Source organism: Pseudomonas sp. 203-8 (assembly GCF_020708595.1).
Lineage (GTDB): Bacteria > Pseudomonadota > Gammaproteobacteria > Pseudomonadales > Pseudomonadaceae > Pseudomonas > Pseudomonas aeruginosa.
The window spans coordinates 346,589-370,500 of record NZ_JAJFDF010000002.1 but is presented as its reverse complement, the minus strand read 5'-3'; the positions used below and the strand labels follow the sequence as shown (position 1 = coordinate 370,500).

19 protein-coding genes are annotated in these 23,912 nt (G+C 66.6%); 4 read left to right on the top strand and 15 right to left on the bottom strand.

Features of this window, described 5'->3' with window-relative positions; translation table 11 throughout:
• Window positions 1-14 precede the first annotated feature (14 nt).
• The 14 genes from LJF27_RS05185 to LJF27_RS05120 all read right to left on the bottom strand — a co-directional run bounded on the left by LJF27_RS05185 (window position 15) and on the right by LJF27_RS05120 (window position 18,020).
• A complete protein-coding gene (locus LJF27_RS05185; protein WP_003092515.1) occupies window positions 15-1,310 on the bottom strand; it encodes a flavohemoglobin expression-modulating QEGLA motif protein in 1,296 nt (431 codons plus the stop codon).
• A gap of 8 nt (window positions 1,311-1,318) precedes the next feature.
• Window positions 1,319-1,870 carry a hypothetical protein gene (locus tag LJF27_RS05180; RefSeq protein ID WP_003103725.1) on the bottom strand — a complete coding sequence of 184 codons (552 nt, stop codon included), beginning with the start codon at window positions 1,868-1,870 and terminating at the stop codon, window positions 1,319-1,321.
• Between the two features lie 96 nt (window positions 1,871-1,966).
• On the bottom strand, window positions 1,967-2,680 hold the full coding sequence (locus LJF27_RS05175; RefSeq protein ID WP_003092520.1) for a TetR/AcrR family transcriptional regulator: 714 nt from the start codon (window positions 2,678-2,680) through the stop codon (window positions 1,967-1,969).
• A gap of 211 nt (window positions 2,681-2,891) precedes the next feature.
• Window positions 2,892-4,397, bottom strand: coding sequence for a lysine--tRNA ligase (gene lysS / locus LJF27_RS05170; RefSeq protein ID WP_003103728.1), 1,506 nt, complete (start codon window positions 4,395-4,397; stop codon window positions 2,892-2,894).
• Window positions 4,398-4,577: 180 nt separating this feature from the next.
• A protein-coding gene (gene prfB / locus LJF27_RS05165; RefSeq protein WP_010895661.1) for a peptide chain release factor 2 occupies window positions 4,578-5,673 on the bottom strand; the annotation gives its coding sequence in 2 pieces (ribosomal slippage) (window positions 4,578-5,600 and window positions 5,602-5,673; 1,095 coding nt in all).
• A 122-nt stretch (window positions 5,674-5,795) separates the two neighbouring features.
• Entirely contained in the window at window positions 5,796-6,839 is a 1,044-nt protein-coding gene (gene wspR, locus LJF27_RS05160) for a Wsp signal transduction system regulator diguanylate cyclase WspR (protein ID WP_003453677.1), read from the bottom strand.
• A 107-nt stretch (window positions 6,840-6,946) separates the two neighbouring features.
• On the bottom strand, window positions 6,947-7,954 hold the full coding sequence (wspF, locus tag LJF27_RS05155) for a Wsp signal transduction system protein-glutamate methylesterase WspF (protein WP_003092534.1): 1,008 nt from the start codon (window positions 7,952-7,954) through the stop codon (window positions 6,947-6,949).
• On the bottom strand, window positions 7,951-10,260 hold the full coding sequence (gene wspE / locus LJF27_RS05150; RefSeq protein WP_003103736.1) for a Wsp signal transduction system sensor histidine kinase WspE: 2,310 nt from the start codon (window positions 10,258-10,260) through the stop codon (window positions 7,951-7,953). The genes wspF and wspE overlap by 4 nt, the downstream gene beginning before the upstream one ends.
• Window positions 10,257-10,946, bottom strand: coding sequence for a chemotaxis protein CheW (locus LJF27_RS05145; protein ID WP_023088104.1), 690 nt, complete (start codon window positions 10,944-10,946; stop codon window positions 10,257-10,259). Before LJF27_RS05145 ends, wspE begins: the two co-directional genes overlap by 4 nt.
• Window positions 10,939-12,207 carry a CheR family methyltransferase gene (locus LJF27_RS05140; protein ID WP_003122132.1) on the bottom strand — a complete coding sequence of 423 codons (1,269 nt, stop codon included), beginning with the start codon at window positions 12,205-12,207 and terminating at the stop codon, window positions 10,939-10,941. Before LJF27_RS05140 ends, LJF27_RS05145 begins: the two co-directional genes overlap by 8 nt.
• Entirely contained in the window at window positions 12,204-12,719 is a 516-nt protein-coding gene (locus tag LJF27_RS05135) for a chemotaxis protein CheW (protein WP_003106290.1), read from the bottom strand. The genes LJF27_RS05140 and LJF27_RS05135 overlap by 4 nt, the downstream gene beginning before the upstream one ends.
• A gap of 4 nt (window positions 12,720-12,723) precedes the next feature.
• Window positions 12,724-14,352, bottom strand: a complete 1,629-nt coding sequence (wspA, locus tag LJF27_RS05130; protein ID WP_003106291.1) for a Wsp signal transduction system chemoreceptor WspA — start codon at window positions 14,350-14,352, stop codon at window positions 12,724-12,726.
• 266 nt (window positions 14,353-14,618) lie between these two features.
• Window positions 14,619-16,238: an MFS transporter gene (locus LJF27_RS05125; protein WP_003106293.1), complete on the bottom strand. Its 1,620-nt coding sequence runs from the start codon at window positions 16,236-16,238 to the stop codon at window positions 14,619-14,621.
• 108 nt (window positions 16,239-16,346) lie between these two features.
• Window positions 16,347-18,020 carry a GMC family oxidoreductase gene (locus LJF27_RS05120; protein WP_003159433.1) on the bottom strand — a complete coding sequence of 558 codons (1,674 nt, stop codon included), beginning with the start codon at window positions 18,018-18,020 and terminating at the stop codon, window positions 16,347-16,349.
• 171 nt (window positions 18,021-18,191) lie between these two features.
• Between LJF27_RS05120 and LJF27_RS05115 the strand changes: the two genes are divergently transcribed.
• Window positions 18,192-19,097 carry a LysR family transcriptional regulator gene (locus tag LJF27_RS05115; protein WP_003092552.1) on the top strand — a complete coding sequence of 302 codons (906 nt, stop codon included), beginning with the start codon at window positions 18,192-18,194 and terminating at the stop codon, window positions 19,095-19,097.
• Between the two features lie 36 nt (window positions 19,098-19,133).
• On the opposite strand, the gene LJF27_RS05110 is transcribed toward LJF27_RS05115, so the two are convergent.
• A complete protein-coding gene (locus tag LJF27_RS05110; protein WP_003106298.1) occupies window positions 19,134-19,829 on the bottom strand; it encodes a tellurite resistance TerB family protein in 696 nt (231 codons plus the stop codon).
• A gap of 321 nt (window positions 19,830-20,150) precedes the next feature.
• On the opposite strand from LJF27_RS05110, the gene LJF27_RS05105 reads away from it, so the two are divergent.
• The 3 genes from LJF27_RS05105 to LJF27_RS05095 all read left to right on the top strand — a co-directional run bounded on the left by LJF27_RS05105 (window position 20,151) and on the right by LJF27_RS05095 (window position 23,902).
• Complete coding sequence (locus tag LJF27_RS05105) at window positions 20,151-22,013, top strand: NAD(P)/FAD-dependent oxidoreductase (RefSeq protein WP_003113842.1); 1,863 nt, start codon at window positions 20,151-20,153, stop codon at window positions 22,011-22,013.
• 323 nt (window positions 22,014-22,336) lie between these two features.
• Window positions 22,337-22,978, top strand: a complete 642-nt coding sequence (locus LJF27_RS05100) for a response regulator transcription factor (RefSeq protein ID WP_003092560.1) — start codon at window positions 22,337-22,339, stop codon at window positions 22,976-22,978.
• A gap of 120 nt (window positions 22,979-23,098) precedes the next feature.
• The gene (locus LJF27_RS05095; protein ID WP_023117126.1) at window positions 23,099-23,902 is read left to right on the top strand and encodes a hypothetical protein; all 804 of its coding nucleotides are present in this window, start codon (window positions 23,099-23,101) and stop codon (window positions 23,900-23,902) included.
• The last annotated feature ends 10 nt before the right edge of the window (window positions 23,903-23,912 follow it).

The following is a 23,912-nucleotide window of genomic DNA, read 5'->3' as shown; positions in this document are numbered from 1 at the left end:
ACGGCGGGGAACGGTCAGAGGATGTTCGCGTAGTCCGCTTCGATGCGGTCCAGGCTGAGGTGGTTGAGGAAGTTCGAGAAGCACATCCAGGCCGACAGCGCGTTGAGGTCGCGGAACTGCGGCGGCAGGTACTTCGGCGGCGCCACCAGGCCCTCGTCCACCAGTTGGCGCAGGGTGCGCATGTCTTCCAGGGTGGTCTTGCCGCAGAACAGCAGGGGGATCTGTTCGAGCTTGCCCTTGCGCACGGCGAGCTGGATGTAGTTGTAGATGAGGATGAAGCCCTTCAGGTAGGACAGGTCCTTGGTGAACGGCAGGCCATCCGGGGTCGAGCCGCGGAAGACCCGGCTGGCGTTCTGGTAGCTGTCCTCCAGGCTGTAGCCTTGCTCGCGGTAGAAGTGGAACACGTCGAGGAAATCGGCGCCCTCCTCGGCCATGTGGATCGCCCGGGTGCGATTGGTCAACTTGCGCAGGCGGGTCGGGTAGGAGGCGAAGGCGATCACCTCCATCAGGATCGCCAGGCCTTCCTGGGTCACGGTGGAGGACGGCGGTCCCTTGGCGAGGAAGGTGCAGATCGGCTGGCTCAGGCCGTTCAGGGTGGTGCCGACGTGCACCAGACCCTCGTGGACCTCCAGCGCGCGCACGTCGCGCTCGTTGAACAGGGCGTCGGCGCGTACCTTGATGTAGTCGGCGCCGGCCGCCGCGTCGGCGACGATGCCGTCGGACTCGAACACGCGGATGGTGCCCTCCTCCTCGCCGAACACGGTGTTCAGCCGCGCCTGGAGGATCGGTACGACCTCCTTGGCGGTCAGGGTCTTGGGTTCGTCCTTGAGATCGCCGCGGTCGGCGATGTTGTTCAGGTAGTCGGAGAGCATCAGGCCGAGGTCGGCCAGGGTCGGATCGCCGGCATGGAAGGCGTCCGAGGCCGAGCCGTAGAGTTCCTGGGAGATCAGCCCGAGGTCCGGGGTGCCGCGCGCCTCGAGCATGCGAATGACCATCCGGTATTCCTTGCACATCCGCCGCATGATCTGCCCGACCGGGTTGAACTGGCCCAACTGGCGGGTGATGTCGCGCTCGATGTTCTGGAATTCCTGCTTCTTGGCGCTGGCGTCGAAGGCCAGCGGGCGGCTGTCGTAGTAGCCGCGATCGACCTTCGGCGCATGCTTGCCGCGGCCCTTGAGGAAGTCCTGGCGGATCCCGTCGTCCCATTTGATCGCATCCAGCACGCGGATCGGCGTCTGCGCCTCGACGATGCGATCGGACAGGGAGCGGATGATCTTCTGGTAGTCGTTCTGCGCCTTGCGCTGGCTCATCGGCAATCTCATTGGGTGACCCGCTGGAAGCGGGCGGCCTCGACGAACACGTCGGAATTGGCGGGATCGTTCAGATAGGCGAAGACCTTCGCCAACGGGCTGCGCACCAGCGCGCCCTTGCCCTGATCGCTGTCGACGGTCTCGCCGTCGAGCTGGCCGGCGCCGAGGTCCTCGACGATGCGCTCGACGTCGAGGTTGTAGATCACCAGCTCGTCACCGTCGGTGATCTCGAAGCCGGCGATGATGAAGTTGCCGCCCAGGCTCTTCGGCAGGCCGGCCGACAGGTACCAGCGCTTGCCCTGGTGGGAGACGGTGAAGCCGTAGTCTTCCAGGCTCTCGGTATTGTCCTTGCTGTCCACGTAGCTGAGCGCACGGTAGACATTGCTGCCGGAACGGGTGATCTCCAGGAATTGTTCTTCCTTCCACTCGTTCTCGCGGCTCCAGGTCCCGAGCAGATGGCTCGGCGCCGCCTCGCGCGGCGGTATCGGCTCCTTGAAGGTGACCAGGCAACCGCCCAACAGCAGGAAACTCAGGACCACCAGGCAACGCCAGGCTTTCATCACACGCTCCTTAGGAACCCTCCGCAACCTGCGACCGGCTGGCCGAGGGAAGGTTCGGGTATGAAAAACCCCGCCATGGCGGGGTTGACGCTCAGGTCACAGGCCCATGACCAGATTCAGGTACCGTCTGAGTATGGCGCGCATTTCGTCCACGGCCAGTTGCTCGACCCCGTCCACGAGGCCCTGATATTCCATCTGCAGAATAATCGACGTCAACACCTTGGCGTCCTGCTCGGGCTGCCCGGAACCGAGCACCTGGAAGAAATGCACGGCGCCGAGGGAGAGAATCCGCTGGTGGGCATCGGCCAGTTCGCGCAGGCGCGGGTTGAGCAACGCCTCCTGGCGGAAGGCCTGTTCGGCCAGCAGGTGCTCGCGGCGCTCGGTGAGCTGGACCTGGACATACTGCACGGCCAGCTCGACGATCCGTTCCACCAGCGAGCCACGGGCGCCGGGGTCGTCGGCCAGCACCGCGGCCATCTCCTGGAGGTCGCCCTCCACGCTGCTCCAGAACGCCGACAGCGCCTCTGCGTTGCGCTCGACGAAGAGGGCGAAGGTGTCGGTGATGAGATCGTCGATGTCCTTGAAGTAGTAGGTGGTGGCCGACAACGGCACCTGGGCCTCGGCGGCCACCGCGCGGTGGCGCACGGCCCGTACGCCGTCGCGGACGATCAGGCGCATGGCGGCATCGAGAATCGCCTGGCGCCGCTGCTCGCTGCCCTGGCGGCTGGCCTTGCGGCCCTGGTAACGAACGCTTTCGGCTACCGCGCTGGCGGCCTGCGCGGCGCTGTCTCTGGGAGCTACTCGGGACACGGTGTTTCCTCCGCTCGCGGACGATGGGGCATTGTTCGGACTTTTTCGCGTGGAATCAATCGGCCGCTATCGGGGAAGCTCCGATCCCACCCGCACCTTCCGTGGTCAGCCGGCGGATCGGCGGTTATCGGCCCCTGGCCCGGCGGCCGGGACACCGCGCGGCCATGAAAAAACCGCCCGAAGGCGGCTTTTCCATGGACTGTTGCGGCGCTCAGGCCTGCGGGCGCATGTGCGGGAACAGGATCACGTCGCGGATCGACGGCGAGTTGGTCAGCAGCATCACCAGGCGGTCGATGCCGATGCCTTCGCCGGCGGTCGGCGGCATGCCGTATTCCAGGGCATTGATGAAGTCGGCGTCGTAGTGCATCGCCTCGTCGTCGCCGGCGTCCTTCTCCTTGACCTGCAACATGAAGCGCTCGGCCTGGTCCTCGGCGTCGTTCAGCTCGGAATAGGCATTGGCGATCTCGCGGCCGCCGATGAACAGCTCGAAGCGGTCGGTGACGCTCGGGTCTTCGTCGTTGCGGCGGGCCAGCGGCGAAACCTCGAAGGGGTAGCGGGTGATGAAGTGCGGCTGCTCCAGCTTGTGCTCCACCAGTTCCTCGAAAATCATCACCTGCAGCTTGCCCAGGCCTTCGTGGCCGAGGACCTTGGCGCCGGCCTTCTTGGCGATGGCCCGCGCCTTCTCGACGTCGTTGAGGTCGGCGGCGGTGATCTCCGGGTTGTACTTGAGGATCGAATCGAACACCGACAGGCGCACGAACGGCTCGCCGAAGTGGAAGACCTTGTCGCCGTAGGGCACGTCGGTGGTACCGAGTACCGCCTGGGCCAGTTCGCGGAACAGTTCCTCGGTCAGGTCCATGTTGTCTTCGTAGTCGGCGTAGGCCTGGTAGAACTCGAGCATGGTGAACTCGGGGTTGTGCCGGGTCGAGACGCCTTCGTTACGGAAGTTGCGGTTGATCTCGAAGACCTTCTCGAAACCGCCGACCACCAGGCGCTTGAGGTACAGCTCCGGGGCGATGCGCAGGAACATGGCCATGTCCAGCGCGTTGTGATGGGTCTCGAACGGCTTGGCCGCGGCGCCGCCGGGGATGGTCTGCAGCATCGGGGTCTCCACTTCGAGGAAACCGCGCTCGCTGAGGAAACGGCGGATGTGGGCGATGACCTGGGAACGCACGCGGAAGGTGTGGCGGGTTTCCTCGTTGACCATCAGGTCGACGTAGCGCTGGCGGTAGCGCTGCTCGGTGTCGGTCAGGCCATGGTGCTTGTCCGGCAGCGGACGCAGCGACTTGGTCAGCAGGCGCACGCTGGTCATGTCGACGTACAGGTCGCCCTTGCCCGAGCGGGCCAGCACGCCTTCGGCGCCGATGATGTCGCCCAGGTCCCAGGTCTTGATCTCGGCCAGGGTTTCTTCCGGCAGGGTCTTGCGGTTGACGTAGACCTGCAGGCGCTCGCTGCTGTCCTGGAGGACGATGAAGGAACCGCGGTTGAGCATGATCCGACCGGCCACCTTGACCGGGATCGCTGCGGCTTCCAGCTCTTCCTTGGTCTTGTCGGCGTACTGTTTCTGCAGGTCCGCGAAGTAGGCGTCGCGGCGGAAGTCGTTGGGGAAGGCGATGGCCCGGGCTTCGCGCACGGCGGCAAGTTTTTCCTTGCGCTGGGCGATCAGCTTGTTTTCTTCCTGTTGCAGTTCGTGCTGGTCGAGTTGTTGGTCGCTCATGGTCTTGGTGGTTCCTGGTTAGGCTCTCTTGCCTGTGGAAACGGATTGCGCAACAGGGGCGAAAAGCGTAGCGAACGCCGGCCAGGCAAGGCGGGAAATGGCGAGGACACGGAGTTCACGATCGTAAAAAACGAGCAGTCCGAACCATTTTCCAACGCGGCCTGGCCAGGCGCAGCAGCTTTACAGCCCCTGTTTGAGGCTGGCTTCGAGGTATTCGTCTAGATCGCCGTCGAGCACCTTGTCGCAGTCGCTGCGCTCGATACCGGTACGCAGGTCCTTGATCCGCGACTGGTCGAGCACGTAGGAGCGGATCTGGTGGCCCCAGCCGATGTCGGACTTGGAGTCCTCCAGGGCCTGGGACGCGGCGGTACGCTTCTGCATTTCCAGCTCGTACAACTTGGCCCGCAGCATCTTCATCGCGGTGTCCTTGTTGGCGTGCTGGGAGCGTTCGTTCTGGCACGCCACCACGGTATTGGTCGGCACGTGGGTGATCCGCACCGCCGAATCGGTGGTGTTCACGTGCTGACCGCCCGCGCCGGAGGAGCGGTAGGTATCGATGCGCAGGTCGGCCGGGTTGATCTCGATCTCGATGTTGTCGTCGATTTCCGGCGATACGAACACCGCGGTGAACGAGGTGTGGCGACGGTTGCCGGAGTCGAACGGACTCTTGCGCACCAGGCGGTGCACGCCGATCTCGGTGCGCAGCCAGCCGAAGGCGTACTCGCCCTTGATGTGCACGGTGGCGCCCTTGATGCCGGCGACCTCGCCCTCGGACAGCTCGATGATAGTGGCGTCGAAGCCGTGCTTGTCGGCCCAGCGCAGGTACATGCGCAGCAGCATGTTGGCCCAGTCCTGGGCCTCGGTGCCGCCGGAGCCGGCCTGGATGTCCAGGTAGGCGTTGTTCGGGTCCATCTCGCCGCTGAACATGCGGCGGAACTCCAGCTTCTCGAGGATCTCGCGCAGACGCTCGACTTCGTTGGCAACGTCGTCGACGGCGCCCTCGTCGTCTTCCTCGACCGCCATGTCCAGCAGGTCGCGGGAGTCGGCCAGGCCGCTGGTCAGGTCGTCCAGGGTTTCCACCACCTGCGCCAGCTGGGCGCGCTCGCGGCCGAGGTTCTGGGCGTATTCAGGGTTGTTCCAGACGTTGGGGTCTTCGAGCTCGCGGTTTACTTCGACCAGGCGATCATGCTTCTGATCGTAGTCAAAGATACCCCCGAATGGTCTGGGTGCGCTCGGAGAGGTCCTTGATGCTGTTGAGGATCGGGTTGATTTCCATGGCTGGCGCTCACTCGCGGGAAAACGTCGAAAAGCTGCGAAGTATACTGCACTTGCGCCCCACAGGCAGTACGCCGGCCTCTATTTAATGCCGGCCGGCGACGCATGGCCGCCGCGCGCCGCTCAGCCCGCCGGGGCCGGCGGCACCGGCTGTTCCATCAGGCCGACCTGGTTGCGGCCATTGTTCTTGGCCTGGTAGAGCGCCTGGTCGGCCATCTCGATGAGAACCCGGAAGGTTTGCCCGCCGCCGCCCGGCACCAGGGTGCTGACGCCGATGCTGACGGTCAGGTGCGAGCCCGGGCGTGGCTGGTCGTGGCTGATCTGCAGGCTCTCCACCGTGCGCCGGACCTTCTCCGCCAGCAACCGTGCGCCGCCCGGCGAGGTGCCCGGGAGGACCATGGCGAACTCCTCGCCGCCGTACCGAGCCGCCAGGTCCGAGGAGCGACTGCAGCCCTCGCGGATGGCCCCGGCGACCTGGCGCAGGGCCTCGTCGCCGGCGACGTGGCCGAAGGTGTCGTTGTAGCTCTTGAAATAGTCCACGTCGATCATCAGCAGCGACAGTTGCGACTGCTCGCGCAGCGAGCGGCGCCACTCCATCTCCAGGTATTCGTCGAAGTGACGACGGTTGGAGAGCCCGGTCAGGCCGTCGGAGTTCATCAGCCGCTGCAGCACCAGGTTGGTCTCCAGCAACTGCTGCTGGCTCTCGCGCAGCGCCCGATAGGCCTCGTCGCGTTGCTGCAGGGCGATGTACGAACGCGAGTGGTAGCGGATACGCGCCACCAGCTCGATGGCGTCAGGCAGCTTGACCAGGTAGTCGTTGGCGCCGGCGGCGAACGCCGCGCTCTTCACCGTCGGCTCTTCCTTGGTCGACAGGACGATGATCGGGATGTCGCGGGTCGCCGGGTTGCTGCGGTAGGCAGCGAGCAGCGTGAGGCCGTCGACGCCGGGCATCACCAGGTCCTGGAGGATCACCGTCGGCTTGATCTGGTTGGCCACCGCCACCGCCTGCTGCGGATCGGAACAGAAATGGAAGTCGATGCCCGCCTCGCTCGCCAGTGAGCGACGCACAGCCTCTCCGATCATGGCCTGATCATCGACAAGCAGTACCATGACCGCGCCGTCCAGAGGGGCGCCCAGGTCGGTCTTGCTCTCATGAGGGTTGTGCATGTTTCTCTCCGGGACCGGGGCCCCTCGTATCAAATTGAATGCTGTTCCACGCACCGCCGCGGCGGGCGCCGGCGCCTACCCTGGCGCCTGGCCGGAGTCGAACCCGGCTAATCGAATACCTCCGCCAGGCGCGGGGCGATCTTTTCCAGGGAAAGGATCTGCACCGCGGCATCGATCGCCGCCGCGGCCTTCGGCATCCCGTAGACTGCGCAACTGGCCTGGTCCTGGGCGATGGTGAGGAAACCGCGCTCGCGCATCTGCTTGAGGCCCTGGGCGCCGTCGCGGCCCATGCCGGTCAGCAGCACGCCCACGGCATCGCCACGCCAATAATTCGCCACGCTCTCGAAAAACACGTCGATGGACGGCCGGTAGACGAAAGAACGCGGTTCGGCGGTGTACACCAGCGAACCGTTGCGCAGCAGGCGGATGTGATTGTTGGTCCCCGCCAGCAGGATCTGCCCCGGTATCGGCGGCTCGCCATCGCGCGCCAGGCGCACCGGCAGCTTCGATTCGCTGGCCAGCCATTCGGCCATGCCGGCGGCGAATACCTCGTCGACATGCTGCACCAGCACCACCGCGGCATTGAAACTGGCCGGCAGTTGCTTGAGCAACACCGCGAGCGACGCCGGACCGCCAGCCGAGGCGCCGATCGCCACCAGACGCTGGCGCGCCCCGCCGGCCTTCGGCGGCACCACCTGGACCTTGCCACGGTTATCGCGCTGGCCGATCAGCCAGCCGACGTTCTGAATCTTGCGCAACAACGGCGCCGCCGCCGTTTGCGGGTTGCCGATGCCCAGCGCCGGCGTGTTCACCGCATCGAGCGCCCCATATCCCATCGCTTCGAAAACCCGGTGCACATTCTGCTCGATATCGACGGTAACAATCACGATCGCGCAAGGACTTTCCGCCATGATCCGACGAGTTGCCTCGACGCCGTCCATCACCGGCATGAGCAGGTCCATCAGCACCACGTCGGGCGTATCGGCGGCGCACTGGGTCACCGCCTCGGCACCGTTGCTGGCGACCCAGACGATCTGGTGCTGCGGCTCGAAGGCCAGCGCGCGGCGCAGCGCCTCGACGGCCAACGGCATGTCATTGACGATTCCGATCCTCAACCCTGTGCTTCTCCGATCAGGACGACGACGGCATCCAGCAAGGCCTCATCGTGGAAACTGGCCTTCGCCAGATAATAGTCGGCGCCGGCGTCGAGACCGCGCCGACGGTCCTCCTCACGATCCTTGTACGACACCACCATCACCGGCAGCGACTGCAGGCGGCTGTCGCGACGCACCAGGGTGACCAGTTCGATACCGTCCATGCGCGGCATGTCGATATCGGTGATGAGCAGGTCGAAATGCTCCGAGCGCAGGGCGTTCCAGCCGTCCATGCCATCCACCGCCACTGCCACGTCGTAGCCGCGGCCGAGCAGGAGCTTGCGTTCCAGCTCACGCACCGTGAGCGAGTCGTCGACCACCAGGATGCGCTTGCGTTGCGCCCCGCCGGCCTGCCGCCGGCTGCGATCGATGCGCTCCAGGCGGCCGCTGCTGAGCAGCTTGCCGACCGAATGCAGGAGGTCCTCGACGTCCAGGATCAGCACCGGCGAACCGTCGTCCAGCAAGGCGCCGGCGGAAACGTCGCGCACCTTGCCCAGGCGCGGATCGAGAGGCATCACCACCAGGGTACGCTCGCCGACGAAACGCTCCACGGCGACGCCGTAGACCGCATCGCGGTCGCGCACCACCACTACCGGGATGGCCCCTTCGGTGCGGCTGCTCTCGGGCCGCTGCAGCAGTTGCGCAGCCGAGACCAGGCCGACATGGCGACCCTCGTACCAGAAGTGCTGGCGACCTTCGAGCTGGACGATCTCCTCCGCTTCCAGCTCGCACATGCGCTCGATGTGCGCCAGCGGGAAGGCGTAGGCCTCCTCGCCGATCTCCACCACCAGGCTGCGCACCACGGACAGGGTCAGCGGCACCTCGACGTGAAACAGCGCTCCCTGCCCCTGGCGTTGCTCCATGCGCACGCCGCCGCGCAACTGGCGGACCATGTGCTGCACGGCGTCCAGTCCGACGCCGCGACCGGACACCTCGGTGACCTGCTCGCGCATGCTGAAGCCGGGCAGGAAGAGAAACGCCAGGAGTTCCTCCTCGCTCAGTTGCGCCACGGTCTCGGCGGTGGCGAACTGGCGATTGAGCACGGTCTCGCGCAGGCGCTGCAGATCGATGCCGCCGCCGTCGTCGCTCAGTTCCAGGACCAGCATGCCGGCGTGGTGGCGGGCGCGGATGGTGATCCTGCCCTCGGCCGGCTTGCCGGCGGCGAGGCGGGTTTCCGGCGCCTCGATACCGTGATCGACGGCATTGCGTAGCAGGTGGGTGAGCGGCGCTTCGAGTTTTTCCAGGACATCCCGGTCGACCTGGGTGCTTTCGCCCTCGACCAGCAGGCGCACCTGCTTGCCCAGCGAGCGGCCCAGGTCGCGAACCATCCGCGCCTGGCCGCTAAGGACGTCGGCGAATGGCCGCATCCGCGAGGCCAGCGCCGCGTCGTAGAGCACCTGGGCACGCTGGCCGCCCTGCCAGGCGAACTCGTCGAGATCGGCGATGTGCTGCACCAGCATCTGCTGGCATTCGCCAATCAGTTGCCGCGCCTCGCCGAGCATGGCCTGGGCCTGCGGGTCGAGGGCGGTTTCCTGGACCGTCTCGCGTACCACGTCGAGCGCGCGGCTGGCGCTGGACTGCAGGCGACGCAGGCGTTGCAGGGAATCGGCCAGCGGCTTGATGCGCTGGAACTCCACCAGCGACTTGCTGGAGATATCCAGCAGCCGGTCCAGGCGTTCGGCGGTGACCCGCAGGACCCGGCTGCGGCGCTCCTCGGCCTGTTCGCCGCCCGCCTGCCCGGCGGGCTCCTCGTCGTTGTCGTCGCTGGCGGCCGCTGACGCCGCTGGCGGCGCCTCGGGGACCGCTTCCGGCAGACCGGGAGTCGTCGCCGGCAGCTCCGCGCGGGCCAGCGGCAGGCCGCTGCGCACCAGGCCTTCGAGGCGCAGCACCAGGCCGTCGATCTCTTCCCGCCCGGCGCCTTCGGCCCAGCCTGCGTCGCCGGCTGGCGGGGTGCCGATACGCAGCAACAGGTCGCAGCCCTGGAGCAACGCATCGATATGTTCCGATTGCAGGAGCAGGCGTCCGTCCTGCGCCTCCACCAGGCAATCCTCCATGACGTGCGCCACGCGCACGCCGGCGTCCAGCCCGACGATCCGCGCCGCGCCTTTCAGCGAGTGCGCGGCGCGCATGCAGGCTTCCAGTTGGTCGGCCTGGGTCGGGCTGCGCTCCAGCGCCATCAGGCCGGCGTTGAGCACCTGGGTCTGGGCCTCCGCCTCGAGCCGGAACAGCTCGAGCAGCGACGCGTCTCTCATCTGGTCCGGGGTCATGCCAGGCTCCGCGCTACGGCTTGCAGGAGAGGGCCTTCGTCGAGCAGGGTGATGCTCCGCTCGCGCCATTGCAGCACGCCGGCCACGTGCCGGCGCGAGGCCTGGCCGTCGGTGTGGTTGGGCGGCAGTATCCGCGCCAGCGGAATCGCATGGATGCCGTCGACTTCCTCCACCGGCGCCACCACCGGACCGCCGGCGGCGGAAATGATCAGCATGCGCGGAACCACCCGGCGCTCGCTGACCGGCGCGGCGCCGGGTTCGAGATCCAGCAGTTCGCCGAGGGAAAGGCAGGCGACCAGCGCGCCGCGCACGTTGGTCACCCCTTGCAGGGCGCGCGAGCGCTGGTGCGGCAGGGAATGGATAGGATTCATCGGCGCCACTTCCACCAGGCTCCCGGTGGCCAGGCCGAACCACTCTTCGCCCAGGCGGAACACCAGGATCGAACGCGTCTCGCCGAGGTCGCTCTGTTCGCGCTGACTGTCCATCGTTTCGGCGCTGTCGAGCTGGTCCTGGCGCAGGGCGATGCGGTCCAGCAAGTAGGTCGCCGCGGCAGCGTAAACCTCGCAGTTGCGGCAATGGACATGCTCGGCCAGGCGTTCGCAGGACTTGTCGCCATGCACGCCGATGCGGTTCCAGCAGTCATCCACCTGTTGGGTATCGAGCAAGGTCAGGCTCGCCTCAACCATCTTTGTTCACTCCACGGGCCGCACGTTGCTGCAGGCGCCGGGCGCCGGCATGGTCGCCGCGAGCGGCGAGCAGCGCCGCCAGGTGCGCCAGCGCCTCGGCGTGCTGCGGCTCCAGGTACAGGGCCTTGCGGTAGAAATCCTGGGCTTCCTGCTCCTGCCCGGCGACATCGCTGAGCAGCCCGAGCCAGTAGAAGACCGTGGCCGACGGCCCACGCGCGGCCAGTTGGCGCTCGCAGGCGGCGCGCGCCTCGCGGTGCTGGCCGGCATCCGCCAGGCGGGCGATTTCGTCGAACTCGCCGACGGGACTGGCGAGGGGCTGGCCGCTGGCTGGCGGAACCAGGCTGGATAGCCGCTGGCGCGGTTTCGCCGGTGGCGGCGGCGAAGGCCGAATACTCGCACGCTCCACGGCGGCGGCAACGACCGGGCGCGCTCCGTCGCTCACCGCTTTGGGCCGCGCGCCGCGGGGCGCCTCGCTGGTCCGGCGGAACACGAAAGACAGCGGCACGCCGATCGGCTGCATGCCGTGCTGGCTGAGCAGGCTCGCCTCGGCCGGACCGATGAACATCGCGCCGTCCGACCGCAACAGGCGCTTGAGCACCTCGACCACCTCGCTCTGGGTCGGGCGGTCGAAATAGATCAGCAGGTTGCGACAGAACACGAAATCGTAGGGTGCCTCGCCCGCCAGTAGCCCGGGATCGAGCAAATTGCCGCAGCGGAAGCGCACCTTGCGGCGAACCTGCTCGGCCAACTGGTAGCCCTCGGCGACCTCGCTGAAATGGCGGTCGCGAAACCCCAGTTCGTCGCCGCGGAAGGAATTCCTGCCGTACACCCCGAGGCTGGCGCGCTCGATCACCCGAGCGCTGACGTCGAGGGCGTCGACCTCGAACAGGTACTCGGAGAGCCCGGCATCGAGCAAGGCCATGACGATGGAATACGGCTCCTCGCCGGTGGAACAGGGCAGGCTGAGGATCCTTAGCGCGCGTCCGCCGCCCAGGCTCGGCAGGCGCTCGAAGGCCAGCCTGGCGAGGGTGGTGAACGACTCCGGGTAGCGGAAGAACCAGGTCTCCGGCACCACCACCGCTTCGATCAGCGCCTGCACCTCGCCCGGCGAGCCGTTCAGGCGCATCCAGTATTCGTCCTCGTCGTGCAGCGCGAGGCCGCTCATGCGCTGGCGTACCGCGCGCTCGATCACCGCGCTGCCCACCGAGCTGGCATCCAGGCCGATCCTGCTCTTGAGCAGGCGTTCGAAGCGATCGTTCATGCCGTCCCCTCGCCGCACTCCGGCGGGAACAGCAGGGCGCGCACTTCGTCGGGCAGCAATGCCTCGACCCGCACCCATTGCACCAGTCCCCGTGGTCCTTCATAGACCGGACCGAGATAGCGGGCCCCGCCGTTGTCCAGGCCATAGTCGCGGAACGCCGACGGTTCGCAGCGCAGGGTATCGGTGGCCTGTTCGAGGATCAGTCCGAGCCAGACCGGCTCCCGGTCCTGGCGGGCGCGGTATTCGACCAGCACGATGCGCGTGCTGGTGCGGGCCAGCGCCGCGCGGCCGAAGGCCATTGCGCAGAGGTCGAGCACCGGGACCAGGACGCCGCGATGGGAGAACACCCCGGCGACCCATTCCGGCGCCTCCGGAATGCGCTTCAGGCGCAGCAGCGGCAGCACTTCGACCACTTCGCGGGCATCCAGGGCATAGCGGTCGCCTTCCATGCGGAACAGCAGGAACAGCTTGCTGGTGCGTCGATGATCGCCGGTGGAGCGGGACACGGTCACAGCCTCAGACTTTGAAGCGGGATACGCCGTTGCGCAGCCCGTTCGCCACCAGGTTCAGCTCATCGATGGCGAAGCTGGCCTGGCGCAGCGACTCCACGGTCTGCCCGGTGGCCTCGCCCAGTTGCACCAGCGCCTGGTTGATCTGCTCGGCACCGGTAGCCTGGGCCTGCATACCCTCGTTGACCATCTGCACCCGCGGCGCCAGCGCCTGCACCTGCTGAATGATCTGCGACAGTTGCTCGCCGACCTGGCCGACCTCGGCGATACCGCGGCGGACCTCCTCGGAGAACTTGTCCATGCCCATCACCCCGGCCGATACCGCCGACTGGATCTCGCGCACCATCTGCTCGATGTCGTAGGTGGCGACCGCGGTCTGGTCCGCCAGCCGGCGCACCTCGGTGGCCACCACGGCGAACCCGCGGCCGTACTCGCCGGCTTTCTCCGCCTCGATGGCGGCGTTCAGCGAGAGCAGGTTGGTCTGGTCGGCGACCTTGACGATGGTGGTGACCACCTGGTTGATGTTGCCGGCCTTCTCGTTGAGGATCGCCAGCTTGGCGTTGACCAGGTCGGCCGCGCCCATCACGTGGTGCATGGTTTCCTCCATGCGCGCCAGGCCCAACTGGCCGGAACCGGCCAGGGTCGACGTCTGCTCGGCGGCGCCGGAGACTTCGCTCATGGTCCGCACCAGGTCGCGCGAGGTGGCGGCGATCTCGCGAGAAGTGGCGCCGATCTCCGTGGTGGTCGCGGCGGTTTCGGTGGCGGTGGCCTGCTGCTGCTTGGAGGTCGCGGCGATCTCGGTGACTGAGGTGGTGACCTGCACCGAAGAACGCTGGGCCTGCGACACCAGGCCCTTGAGCTCTTCGGCCATGCCGTTGAAACCGGTCTCGATGGCGCCGAATTCGTCACGCCGGCCGAGGTTCAGGCGTGCGGTGAGGTCGCCACCGGCCATCAGGTCGAGGCTGCGGACGATCTTCTGGATCGGCTGGGTGATCGCCCGCAACAGCAGGAAACCGCAGATGCCGGCTACCACCACCGCCAGCAGCAGGGTCACCAGCATGCTCAGTTCGGCATCGTCCACCGCGTTTACGATGTTGTCCGAGGCGCGATCGGCGATGTCCTTGTTCAGCTCGATCATCTCGTTGAGGTACTTGCGGCCCTCGCGCCAGTGCTCGGTCAACGGGCCGGCGACGAGCTTGCCGGCTTCCTCGAAGCGCTTCTCGCGGTAAAGCTCGAGCACCTTGTCGTGCTGCTCCAGGTAGTTCTTGCGCACGGCCTGGAAACCGGCGAGCAACTCGTGGTCGCGGGCCTCGTCCGGGTTCATGGTCTTCTGGTAGGAGGCGATCTGCTGGTCCAGGCGCTCCTCGCTGGCGAGGATACTGTCGGCCTCGGCCTTGCTCAGCTCGTGGTCGTCGGTGATGCCGAACAGTTCCTGGGTCTGCAAGTAGTTGTCGGTCCACGAACTGCGTACCAGCGTGATGAAGTACATCCCCGGCATGGCGTCGTCCTGGACACGGTAGGCGCCCTTTTCCACCGTCAACATCTTCACGTACGCAGTAGCGGCCATCAGCAGCATGATCGCGATGATCACGGCGAAACTTGCCAGGATTCGCTGGCGAACAGTCCAGTTCTTCACATTTTTCCCCAAGACTCGAGTCCGGATTCGTTCCTGCCGCCACAACGGCCCGTCAATCGCGCGGACTGTATAGGCCGTCCCCGGCACCGGCAAGCAGCGCCATAGGGTTTTCCCGCTATTGTAGGCGCTGGAAAGGCGTTTTTTGACGCCAGAAGTGTGGCAGAAAGAGAAAGAAAGAAAACTGGCAAGCCAGACTTTTCTGAGAAGACAGGCTCATCACGGAGGGAATGTGCGCCCCGTCCCCATGCCGGGAACGGGGCGCGATTTCACCGGTGGATGTCGGTATGGCGGGTTTCGCGGAGGAACAGCAAGGCGCAGACCAGGCTACCGCCGGTGATCAGCACCGGATACCAGAGGCCGTAGAAGATGTCGCCGGTGTACACCACCAGGGCGAACGAGACCGTGGGCAGGAAGCCGCCGAACCAGCCGTTGCCGATATGGTACGGCAGGGACAGCGAGGAATAGCGGATGCGGGTCGGGAACAGTTCGACCATCAGCGCCGCCAGCGGGCCATAGCAGAGGGTGGAGATCAGTACCAGGGCGAAGATGATGGCGATCACCATCGGCTTGTTCACCTGGCTGCCGTCGGCCTGCTGCGGATAGCCTGCCGTCTTCACCGCGGCCGCCATCGCTTCGGCGTCGAAGCCGGCGATCTCGGTCTCGCCGATCCGCACCCTGACGTCGCTGCCGGCGGGCGCCGCCACCGTCGAGTAGGGCAGGCCGGCCTTGACCAGGAAGGTCTTGACCTTGTCGCAGGGGCTGTCGAAGGTCGCCTTGCCTACCGGGTCGAACTGGAAAGTGCAGGTCGCCGGGTCGGCCACCACGCTGATCGGCGACTGCCGGCTGGCCTGGTCGATGGCCGGGTTGGCGTAGTGGGTCAGGCCCTTGAACAGCGGGAAGTAGAACAGCGTGGCGAGCAACAGGCCGGCCAGCAGCACCGGCTTGCGGCCGATGCGGTCGGACAGCCAGCCGGCGACGATGAAGAACGGCGCGCCAAGCACCAGGGCGACGATCAGCAGACCGTTGGCGGTGCCGCCATCGACCTTGAGCACCTGGGTAAGGAAGAACAGCACGTAGAACTGCGCCGTGTAGAAGGTCACCGCCTGGCCGGCATTGATGCTGAACAGCGCGGTCAGCACCACCTTCAGGTTGCCCCACTGGGTGAAGGACTCGCGCAGCGGCGCCTTGCTGACCTTGCCCTCGGCCTTCATCTTGAGGAACGCTGGCGACTCGCGCATGGACAGGCGGATCCAGGTGGAGATGCCCAGCAGGACGATGGACAGCAGGAATGGCAGGCGCCAGCCCCAGGTCTCGAACTCGTCGCCGGTCAACTGGCGACAGGCCAGGATCACCAGCAGCGAGAGCAACAGGCCGAGGGTCGCGGTGGACTGGATCCAACTGGTGTAGCTACCGCGCTTGTTCGCCGGGGCGTGCTCGGCGACATAGATCGCCGCGCCGCCGTACTCGCCGCCCAGGGCCAGGCCCTGGAGCATGCGCAAGGTGACCAGGATGATCGGCGCGGCGACCCCGATCGAGGCATAGGTGGGCAGCAGGCCGACAGCGAAGGTCGACAACCCCATCAACAGGATGGTCACCAGGAAGGTGTACTTGCGCCCGATCATGTCGCCCAGGCGGCCGAACACCAGCGCGCCGAAGGGCCGCACCAGGAAGCCGGCGGCGAAGGCCATCAGGGCGAAGATGAAGGCCGTGGTGTCGTTGACGCCGGCGAAGAACTGCTTGCTGATCACCGCCGCCAGGGCGCCGTAGAGGAAGAAGTCGTACCACTCGAAGACCGTGCCCAGCGAGGAGGCGAAGATCACCTTGCGCTCCTCCTGGGGCGTGGTCGCAGGCACTGTGTAGGAAGGGGTCGTTGCGTACTCGGTCATTGCGGCTCTCCCGCCCCTTGTGGGGGCTCTTATTGTTGTCTGCCATTTCCGTTTTCAGCGTCGACCGCTGCGGCGCCGGGCGCCACGCGATACGGGGTGTAGCGATCCTCAGGCCTCCACCGCCTCCTTGCCGCCGGCCGCCATGGCGCTTTCGACGACCTGCGGCGCGGCCTCGCGGCGGCGCTCGGCGAGAATCATCTGCGCCGCCTTCTCGGCGATCACCAGCACCGGCGAACAGGTGTTGCCGGAGGTCAGGCTGGGCATGATCGAGGCATCGGCGATGCGCAGGCCGGGGATTCCGTGCACCCTCAATTGCGCATCCACCACCGCTTGCGGCCCCTGGCCCATGCGGCAGGTGCCGGCAGGGTGGAAGATGGTGGTGCCGATCTCCGCCGCAGCGCGCTGCAGATCCTCTTCGCTGCGGTATTCCGGGCCGGGCTTGTATTCCTGCGGACGGAAGGCGGCCAGCGCCGGTGCGGCGGCGATGCGGCGGGTCAGGCGTATGGCGTCGGCGGCGACCTTCAGGTCGCGCGGATCGCTCAGGTAGTTGGGCTGGATCGACGGCGCCTCGCCCGGGTCGAGCGAGCGGATGCGCACCGTCCCCCGGCTGTGCGGGCGCAGGTCGCAGACCGACGCGGTGAACGCAGGGAAGGCATGCAGCGGCTCGCCGAAGCGATCCAGCGAGAGCGGCTGGACATGGTATTCGAGGTTGGCCGAGGGCTGCTGCGGATCGGAGCGGGCGAAGGCGCCCAGTTGGCTCGGCGCCATCGACAACGGCCCGCTGCGGCTCGCCAGGTAGCGCAGGCCCATGCCCAGCTTGCCCCATAGGCTGCCGGCGATCTGGTTGAGGGTGGGAACGCCGTCGACCTTGTAGATCATGCGCAGCTGCAGGTGATCCTGGAGATTGCCACCGACCCCGGGCAACTCGTGGACGACCCCGGCGCCGAGCCGCTCCAGCAGGTCCCGCGGGCCGATCCCGGAGCGTTGCAGCAGGCACGGCGAACCGATCGCGCCGGCGCTCAGGACGATCTCGCGGCGCGCCTCGAAGCGCTGCTCGCGGCCCTGCCAACGGACCGACAGGGCCCTGGCGCGGCCGTCCTCGAGGAGCACTCGCTGGACTTCGGCATGGGTCAGAACCGTCAGGTTGGCGCGCTGGGCGATGCCGCGCAGGAAGCCTTTCGAGGCATTCCAGCGCACCCCGCCGCGCTGGTTGACCTGGAAGTAGCCGCAGCCTTCGTTGTCGCCACCGTTGAAATCCTCGACGCTGGCGATGCCGGTCTGCGCCGCCGCCTGCTGGAAGGCATCGAGCAGCTTCCAGGAGAGCCGCTGGCGTTCTACCCGCCATTCGCCGCCGGCGCCGTGCATTTCGCTGGTCCCGGCGAAATGGTCCTCCATCCTGCGGAACAGCGGCAGCAGCTCTCTCCAGCTCCAGCCCGGATTGCCTTCGGCCACCCACTGGTCGTAGTCGCGGGCCTGGCCACGCATGTAGATCATGCCATTGATCGAGGAGCATCCTCCGAGCACCTTGCCGCGCGGGTACTTCAGGGAACGACCGTTGAGCCCGGGGACCTCGTCGGTGTCGAAGCACCAGTCGGTACGCGGGTTGCCGATGCAGTAGAGGTAGCCGACGGGAATGTGGATCCAGGGATAGTTGTCCGGGCCGCCGGCTTCCAGCAGCAGGACACGGTTGGCAGGGTCGGCGGAAAGCCGGTTGGCCAGCAGGCAGCCGGCAGGTCCGGCGCCAACGATGAGGTAGTCGTAGGTATCCAGTACCTCGGGCATGGCGAGCCTCGTCTTGTCGTTCTTGTGATGGGCCGTCGGACCTGCGGATGACCGGCAAGTCTCGAACGGCTTGAGGCTAGTCGTTCATTCGCGATAAAAAAACAAACGTTTCGGGGCAGCTATTGTTCGTTTTCTAACAGCCCCCCCTCGGCCCGGCAGAAGGCGCTCCCCATGTTCGACTGGAATGACCTGCGTTTCTTCCTCGAGTTGCAGCGCAGCGGTCGCCTGCTGACCGCCGCCAAGCGTCTCGGCACCACTCACGCCACGGTGGCCCGGCACATCGAGAACATCGAGCGCGACCTCGGCACCCAACTGTTCGCCCAGCACACCGGCGGCTACCAGTTGACTCCGGCCGGCCAGGCGCTGCTCAAGCACGCCGAGGCGATGGAGAACACCGCGCTGCTCGCCCAGGAAGAAATGAGCCAGAGCATCTCGCCGCTGGGGCAGATCCGCATCGGCGTCACCGAAGGCCTCGGCAGCGTCTTCCTCGCTCCGCGCCTGGCGCAATTGATGCGCCACTACCCGGGCCTGGAGGTCGAGCTGGTCTCGGTGCCGCGCTTCGTCAGCATCACCAACCGCGAAGCGGACATCGCCATCTCCCTCGACCGGCCGAGCGCCGACCTGGTGATCACCCGCCTGCTGACCCGCTATCGCCTGGCGTTGTTCGCCAGCCCCGCCTACCTGGAACAGGCGCCGCCGCTGCGCGACCGCGACGACCTCGGCAGGCACCAGTGGATCGGCTACGTCGACGACCTGCTGTTCAGCCAGGAACTGATGTTCCACCACAGTTTCTGCCGCCACCCGCAGGTCGTGTTCCGCAGCACCAGCGTGGTCGCCCAGCAGCAGGCGGCACAGGCCGGCATCGGCCTGGCGATCCTGCCGCACTTCATGGGTAGCCGCGATCCGTTGCTGGTACCGGTGCTGCCCGAGGAAAGCATCCAGCGCGAGTACTGGATGAGCACTCGGCGGGAGCTGCACCGCTCGGTGCGCCTGCGGGTGGTCTGGGACTTCCTGCTGGAGCTGTGCCAGCGCGAGCGAGAGGTTCTGCTCGGCCCTTCGGCAACGCCGCCGCCCTGATGGCGGCGGTTATCCGCGGAACGACACTCCGCCGTCTCAGGCCAGGCGTTGCAGCGCCTGTCTGGCCTGGTTCTCCAGCTCCAGCTTGAACGAGGGCTCCAGGCGCAGCTGCCGCGCCAGCTCCTCGAGGTAGGAGCGCTCCATGAAGCTTTCCTCGTCGACCATCAGCAGGCTGGCCAGGTACATCTCGGCGGCGATCTCCGGGGTGCTCGCGGCACGGGCGATCTCGGCCGGGTCCAGCGGCTTGTTCAGCTCGCGCTCCAGCCAGCCCTGCACCTCGCGGTCGCTGGTCAGCTTGGCCACCTCGCCTTCGATCATCTGCCGTTCGCGCTCGTCGATGTGGCCGTCGGCCTTGGCCGCACCGACGATGGCCTGGAGGATCGCGTGGCTATGCACTTCGGCCTGGGCTTCCGGCAGGCGGTCGACGGTCTGCGGCTGCGCCTGCGGCGCGGCGCCGTTCTGTTGCTGCTGCCAGTTGTTGTAGGCCTTGTAGGCGATCACCCCGAGCGCGGCGAGGCCGCCGTAGGTGATCGCCTTGCCGCCGAACTTGCGCGCCTTCTTGTTTCCCAGCAGCAGGCCGATGGCGCCGGCCGCCAGGGCTCCGCCGCCGGCGCCGGAAAGCAGGCTGCCGAGCTGTCCGCCGCCGCTGGCGCCAGGCTTGCCGCCGGACTTGTTCTGCAACATTTCCTGCCCGGACTTGAGCAATTGGTCGAGCAAACCACGGGTATTCATGAGGAACCTCCAGGACGTTCGGTAACAACCGGATTCGACCGACTCTAGCCCTTCGCGTCCGCGCTGCCCGCCGGGAGTTTGCTTCGAGATATTGCCGGCCTCCCCGGACACCGTGGCAAAGCGCGACACATGTCACATTTCTCCAGATAGAGGCCTAGTGCCAGCAGAAAGCCCTTCGACGCGCCGGCATGGCCCTCTAAACTCCGCGCCCGCCCGCGACTGCGGGTCGGCGTCCGACGCCAGCCGCTCCGCGCGCATTCGCAACAGCAATCTGTGAACATGGCTCCCCCGAGCCACCCACTGCCTCGCAAAGGACTTCCCATGACCATCTCCCGCCGCGACTTCCTGAACGGCGTAGCCCTGACCATCGCCGCAGGCCTGACCCCCGCCGAGATCCTCCGCGCCGCCCCCGGCGGCCGCTACTATCCGCCCGCGCTCACCGGCCTGCGCGGTAGCCATCCGGGCGCCTTCGAAGTCGCACACCAGATGGGCTGGGAGAAGAAGACCTTCGATGTCGACCACCTGCCGATCGAAGAGGAATACGACCTGGTGGTGGTCGGCGGCGGCATCAGCGGCCTCGCCGCCGCCTGGTTCTATCGCGAACGGCACCCCGCGGCGCGCATCCTGGTCATCGAGAACCACGACGACTTCGGCGGCCATGCCAAGCGCAACGAATTCCAGGCCGGCGGGCGCACTATCCTCGGCTACGGCGGCAGCGAGTCGCTGCAATCGCCGAACGCCCTCTATAGCGAAGACGCCAAACACCTGCTGAAACGCCTGGGCGTCGAGCTCAAGCGCTTCGAGACAGCCTTCGACACCGACTTCTACCCCGGCCTGGGCCTGTCCCGCGCGGTGTTCTTCGACAAGGCCAGCTTCGGCGTGGACAAGCTGGTCAGCGGCGACCCGACGCCGATGGTTGCCGACGAGGTCCCCCGCGATCGTCTCAATGCCCGCTCCTGGCGCGCCTTCATCGGCGACTTCCCGCTGAGCCGCGAAGACCGGGAGGCGCTCATCGCGCTGTACGAGTCACCTCGCGACTATCTTGCCGGCAAGAGCGTGGAAGAGAAGGAAACCTACCTGGCGAAGACCAGCTACCGCGACTACCTGCTCAAGAACGTCGGGCTCTCGGAAACCTCGGTGAAGTACTTCCAGGGCCGCAGCAACGACTTCTCTGCCCTCGGCGCCGACGCCCTGCCGGCGGCCGACGCATACGCCGCCGGCTTCCCCGGCTTCGACGCCCTCGGCCTGCCGCAACCCAGCGAGGAGGCCCAGGCGGAAATGGACGAGCCGTACATCTACCATTTCCCCGACGGCAACGCCTCGCTGGCTCGGCTCATGGTGCGCGACCTGATCCCCGCGGTGGCGCCAGGCCGAGGCATGGAGGACATCGTCATGGCCCGCTTCGACTACTCGAAGCTGGACCTCGCCGGGCACCCGGTGCGCCTGCGCCTGAACAGCACCGCCGTCAGCGTGCGCAACCGCGCCGGCGGCGTCGATGTCGGCTACAGCCGCGCCGGCCGCCTGCACCGGGTACGCGGCAAGCACTGCGTGATGGCCTGCTACAACATGATGGTGCCGTACCTGCTGCGCGACCTCTCCGAGGAGCAGGCCCACGCGCTGAGCCAGAACGTCAAGTTCCCGCTGGTGTACACCAAGGTATTGCTGCGCAACTGGCAGGCCTGGAAGACCCTCGGCATCCACGAGATCTACGCGCCGACCCTGCCCTACTCGCGGATCAAGCTGGACTTCCCGGTCGACCTCGGCAGCTACCGGCATCCACGCGACCCGCGGCAGCCGATCGGCGTGCACATGGTCTACGTGCCGACCACCCCGAACGCCGGCATGGACGCCCGCACCCAGGCTCGCGTAGGCCGCAGCAAGCTCTACGCGATGAGCTTCGAGCAACTGGAAAAGGACATCCGCGACCAGCTCCAGGCCATGCTCGGCCCGGCGGGCTTCGACCACCGCCGCGACATCACCGGCATCACCGTGAACCGCTGGTCGCACGGCTACTCCTACTTCATGAATACCCTCTACGACGACGAGGCGGAAAGCGAAGCGCTGATGGAACTGGCGCGAAGCAAGGTCGGCAATGTCGCCATCGCCAACTCGGATGCGGCCTGGGATGCCTACGCCCATGCCGCCATCGACCAGGCGGTGCGGGCAGTCCGCGAACTGGGTTGAAGGACGGCGACGGCAGCGGAACCCGCGCTGCCGTCGCGCCCTTCCGATGTCCAGCAAGACTGACAGAAATGTACTGACAGCGATTTCAACCCCTACTCCACGAAAGCCGTTCAAAGACCCTATGTTTCTCGGCCTCCCCTCGAAATAACCTAGGGAAAACACATAGGAAATTTCCTACTAGCATTCAGAAAAGTCCTGATTAAACCGACAGACACCATCGCTAGAATTCGAGCCCGTCCGGAGCTGCCTCCTGGCGGATTATCCGCCTGCCGGCGTTGCCGGTAGCCGCTGCGGAAACCCCCACCTCGATCGGGTTCGATTTCATGAAAACACGCGTCATCCTCGTCGACGACCACGCCCTCACCCTGATCGGCATGCGCTATCTGCTGAGTGCGTACGACGACCTGCGGATCGTCGCCCAGGCCCAGGACGCCGATGGCTTGCTGGCGCAGCTCGAAGCGCACCCCTGCGACCTGCTGATCACCGACCTGATGATGCCCGGCAGCCAGCAGGCCGACGGCTTGCGCCTGGTGCAGAAGGTCCGGCGGCGCTATCCGGACCTGCCGATCATCGTCGTCACCATGCTCGGCAACCCGGCACTCGTTTCATCCCTGCTCAAGCTGGGCATTCACGGCCTGGTGAGCAAACGCGGCATGCTCGACGATCTGCCCAAGGCAATCCGCCACGCCGGCCGTCGACCATTCATCTCGCGCTCCATCGCACACCTGCTGGAAGTGGGCGAAGCCGAGCACGGCAAGCCGCTGGCCAGCCTCGAACAACTCACCCCGCGCGAAGTGGAAGTGCTGCGCCTGTACGGCAGCGGCCTGGCGGTCGGGGAAATCGCCATCCGACTGTGCCGCAGCAAGCAGACCATCAGCGCGCAAAAGAGCAGCGCCATGCGCAAGCTTGGCCTGGACAGCAATGCCGGACTCTTTATCTACATCCGGGAAAACGGCCTGGCCTGAGCAGCGCGGCCGCGATATGTCCGCCCCGCCAGCCCGCTTCGCAAGGTCCGCGCAGCCGCTAGAATGTCCCGCAGCGCCGGGCGTCTTCCGTGCCCGCCTCCACCAAAGGACTCTTTTCACATGGACCGTAACCGCCGCCTCTCCGCCCGACTCTACCTCCTGCTGCTGGGACTCGCCAGCCAGGCCGAAGCCCGCGAACCGCAGCCCTGCGCGTCGCGACTGCTTGACGCCGTAGCCAGGCAGGTCGGCCACGATGGCTGGATAGCCCCTTCGTACGAATCTTCCGGTCCGTTCCTCGCCGTGGCCTGCAAGCCCTGGCCGGACGACCCCGCGCAGACGGTGATCGCCATGGCCTACCTGGATCCGGGCGACACCGCCGTGGAAGGCGAACGCCACCCGCATCTGCTATTGGCCAAGGCCGACAGCCGCAGCGGCAGGCTGCTCGAACGCTACGACAGCGACTTCGAAGAAGACGCCTCCGTCGCCGTCGGCAGCGACAGCCTCTGGCTGGACACCGCGCGCTATCGCCTGAGCCCGACGGTGCGCGCCTTCGGCGTGGTATTCCATAGCGTGGCGCGTGGCGCCAGTTGTCCGGAAGCCGGCTTCGACAACCTGCTGACCCTGGTGGTGCCGGCCGGCGAAGGCAAGCTGCGGCCGGTGCTCAATACCTACCTGGACCAGTGGAGGACGCTGAAAGGCTCGGTCTGCTCCGCCGAGCCCGGGTTCGAACAGGAAGTCTCGCACCTGACCCTGGAACTCGGCCGCGGACGCTCCAACGGCTTTGCCGACCTGGTCATCACCTCGCGGGTCAGCGACGGCGAAACGGAGAACGGCAAACCCTTGCGCACGGTGAAGCGCACGCTGCGCTATGACGGCGAGCGCTACCCGTTAGAGGAGTATTCGGACTTCTGGCACCGCCAGTGAGGGGAGACCG

Bases quoted from the DNA above. Each gene is read 5' to 3' on its own strand.
- LJF27_RS05110 (WP_003106298.1), bottom strand. From the start codon at position 19,829: ATGAATACCCGTGGTTTGCTCGACCAATTGCTCAAGTCCGGGCAGGAA.
- LJF27_RS05100 (WP_003092560.1), top strand. From the start codon at position 22,337: ATGAAAACACGCGTCATCCTCGTCGACGACCACGCCCTCACCCTGATC.
- LJF27_RS05185 (WP_003092515.1), bottom strand. From the start codon at position 1,310: ATGAGCCAGCGCAAGGCGCAGAACGACTACCAGAAGATCATCCGCTCC.
- LJF27_RS05115 (WP_003092552.1), top strand. From the start codon at position 18,192: ATGTTCGACTGGAATGACCTGCGTTTCTTCCTCGAGTTGCAGCGCAGC.
- wspE (WP_003103736.1), bottom strand. From the start codon at position 10,260: ATGACCCCGGACCAGATGAGAGACGCGTCGCTGCTCGAGCTGTTCCGG.
- LJF27_RS05125 (WP_003106293.1), bottom strand. From the start codon at position 16,238: ATGACCGAGTACGCAACGACCCCTTCCTACACAGTGCCTGCGACCACG.
- lysS (WP_003103728.1), bottom strand. From the start codon at position 4,397: ATGAGCGACCAACAACTCGACCAGCACGAACTGCAACAGGAAGAAAAC.
- LJF27_RS05095 (WP_023117126.1), top strand. From the start codon at position 23,099: ATGGACCGTAACCGCCGCCTCTCCGCCCGACTCTACCTCCTGCTGCTG.
- wspR (WP_003453677.1), bottom strand. From the start codon at position 6,839: ATGCACAACCCTCATGAGAGCAAGACCGACCTGGGCGCCCCTCTGGAC.
- LJF27_RS05120 (WP_003159433.1), bottom strand. From the start codon at position 18,020: ATGCCCGAGGTACTGGATACCTACGACTACCTCATCGTTGGCGCCGGA.
- LJF27_RS05145 (WP_023088104.1), bottom strand. From the start codon at position 10,946: ATGGTTGAGGCGAGCCTGACCTTGCTCGATACCCAACAGGTGGATGAC.
- LJF27_RS05105 (WP_003113842.1), top strand. From the start codon at position 20,151: ATGACCATCTCCCGCCGCGACTTCCTGAACGGCGTAGCCCTGACCATC.
- LJF27_RS05180 (WP_003103725.1), bottom strand. From the start codon at position 1,870: ATGAAAGCCTGGCGTTGCCTGGTGGTCCTGAGTTTCCTGCTGTTGGGC.
- LJF27_RS05140 (WP_003122132.1), bottom strand. From the start codon at position 12,207: ATGAACGATCGCTTCGAACGCCTGCTCAAGAGCAGGATCGGCCTGGAT.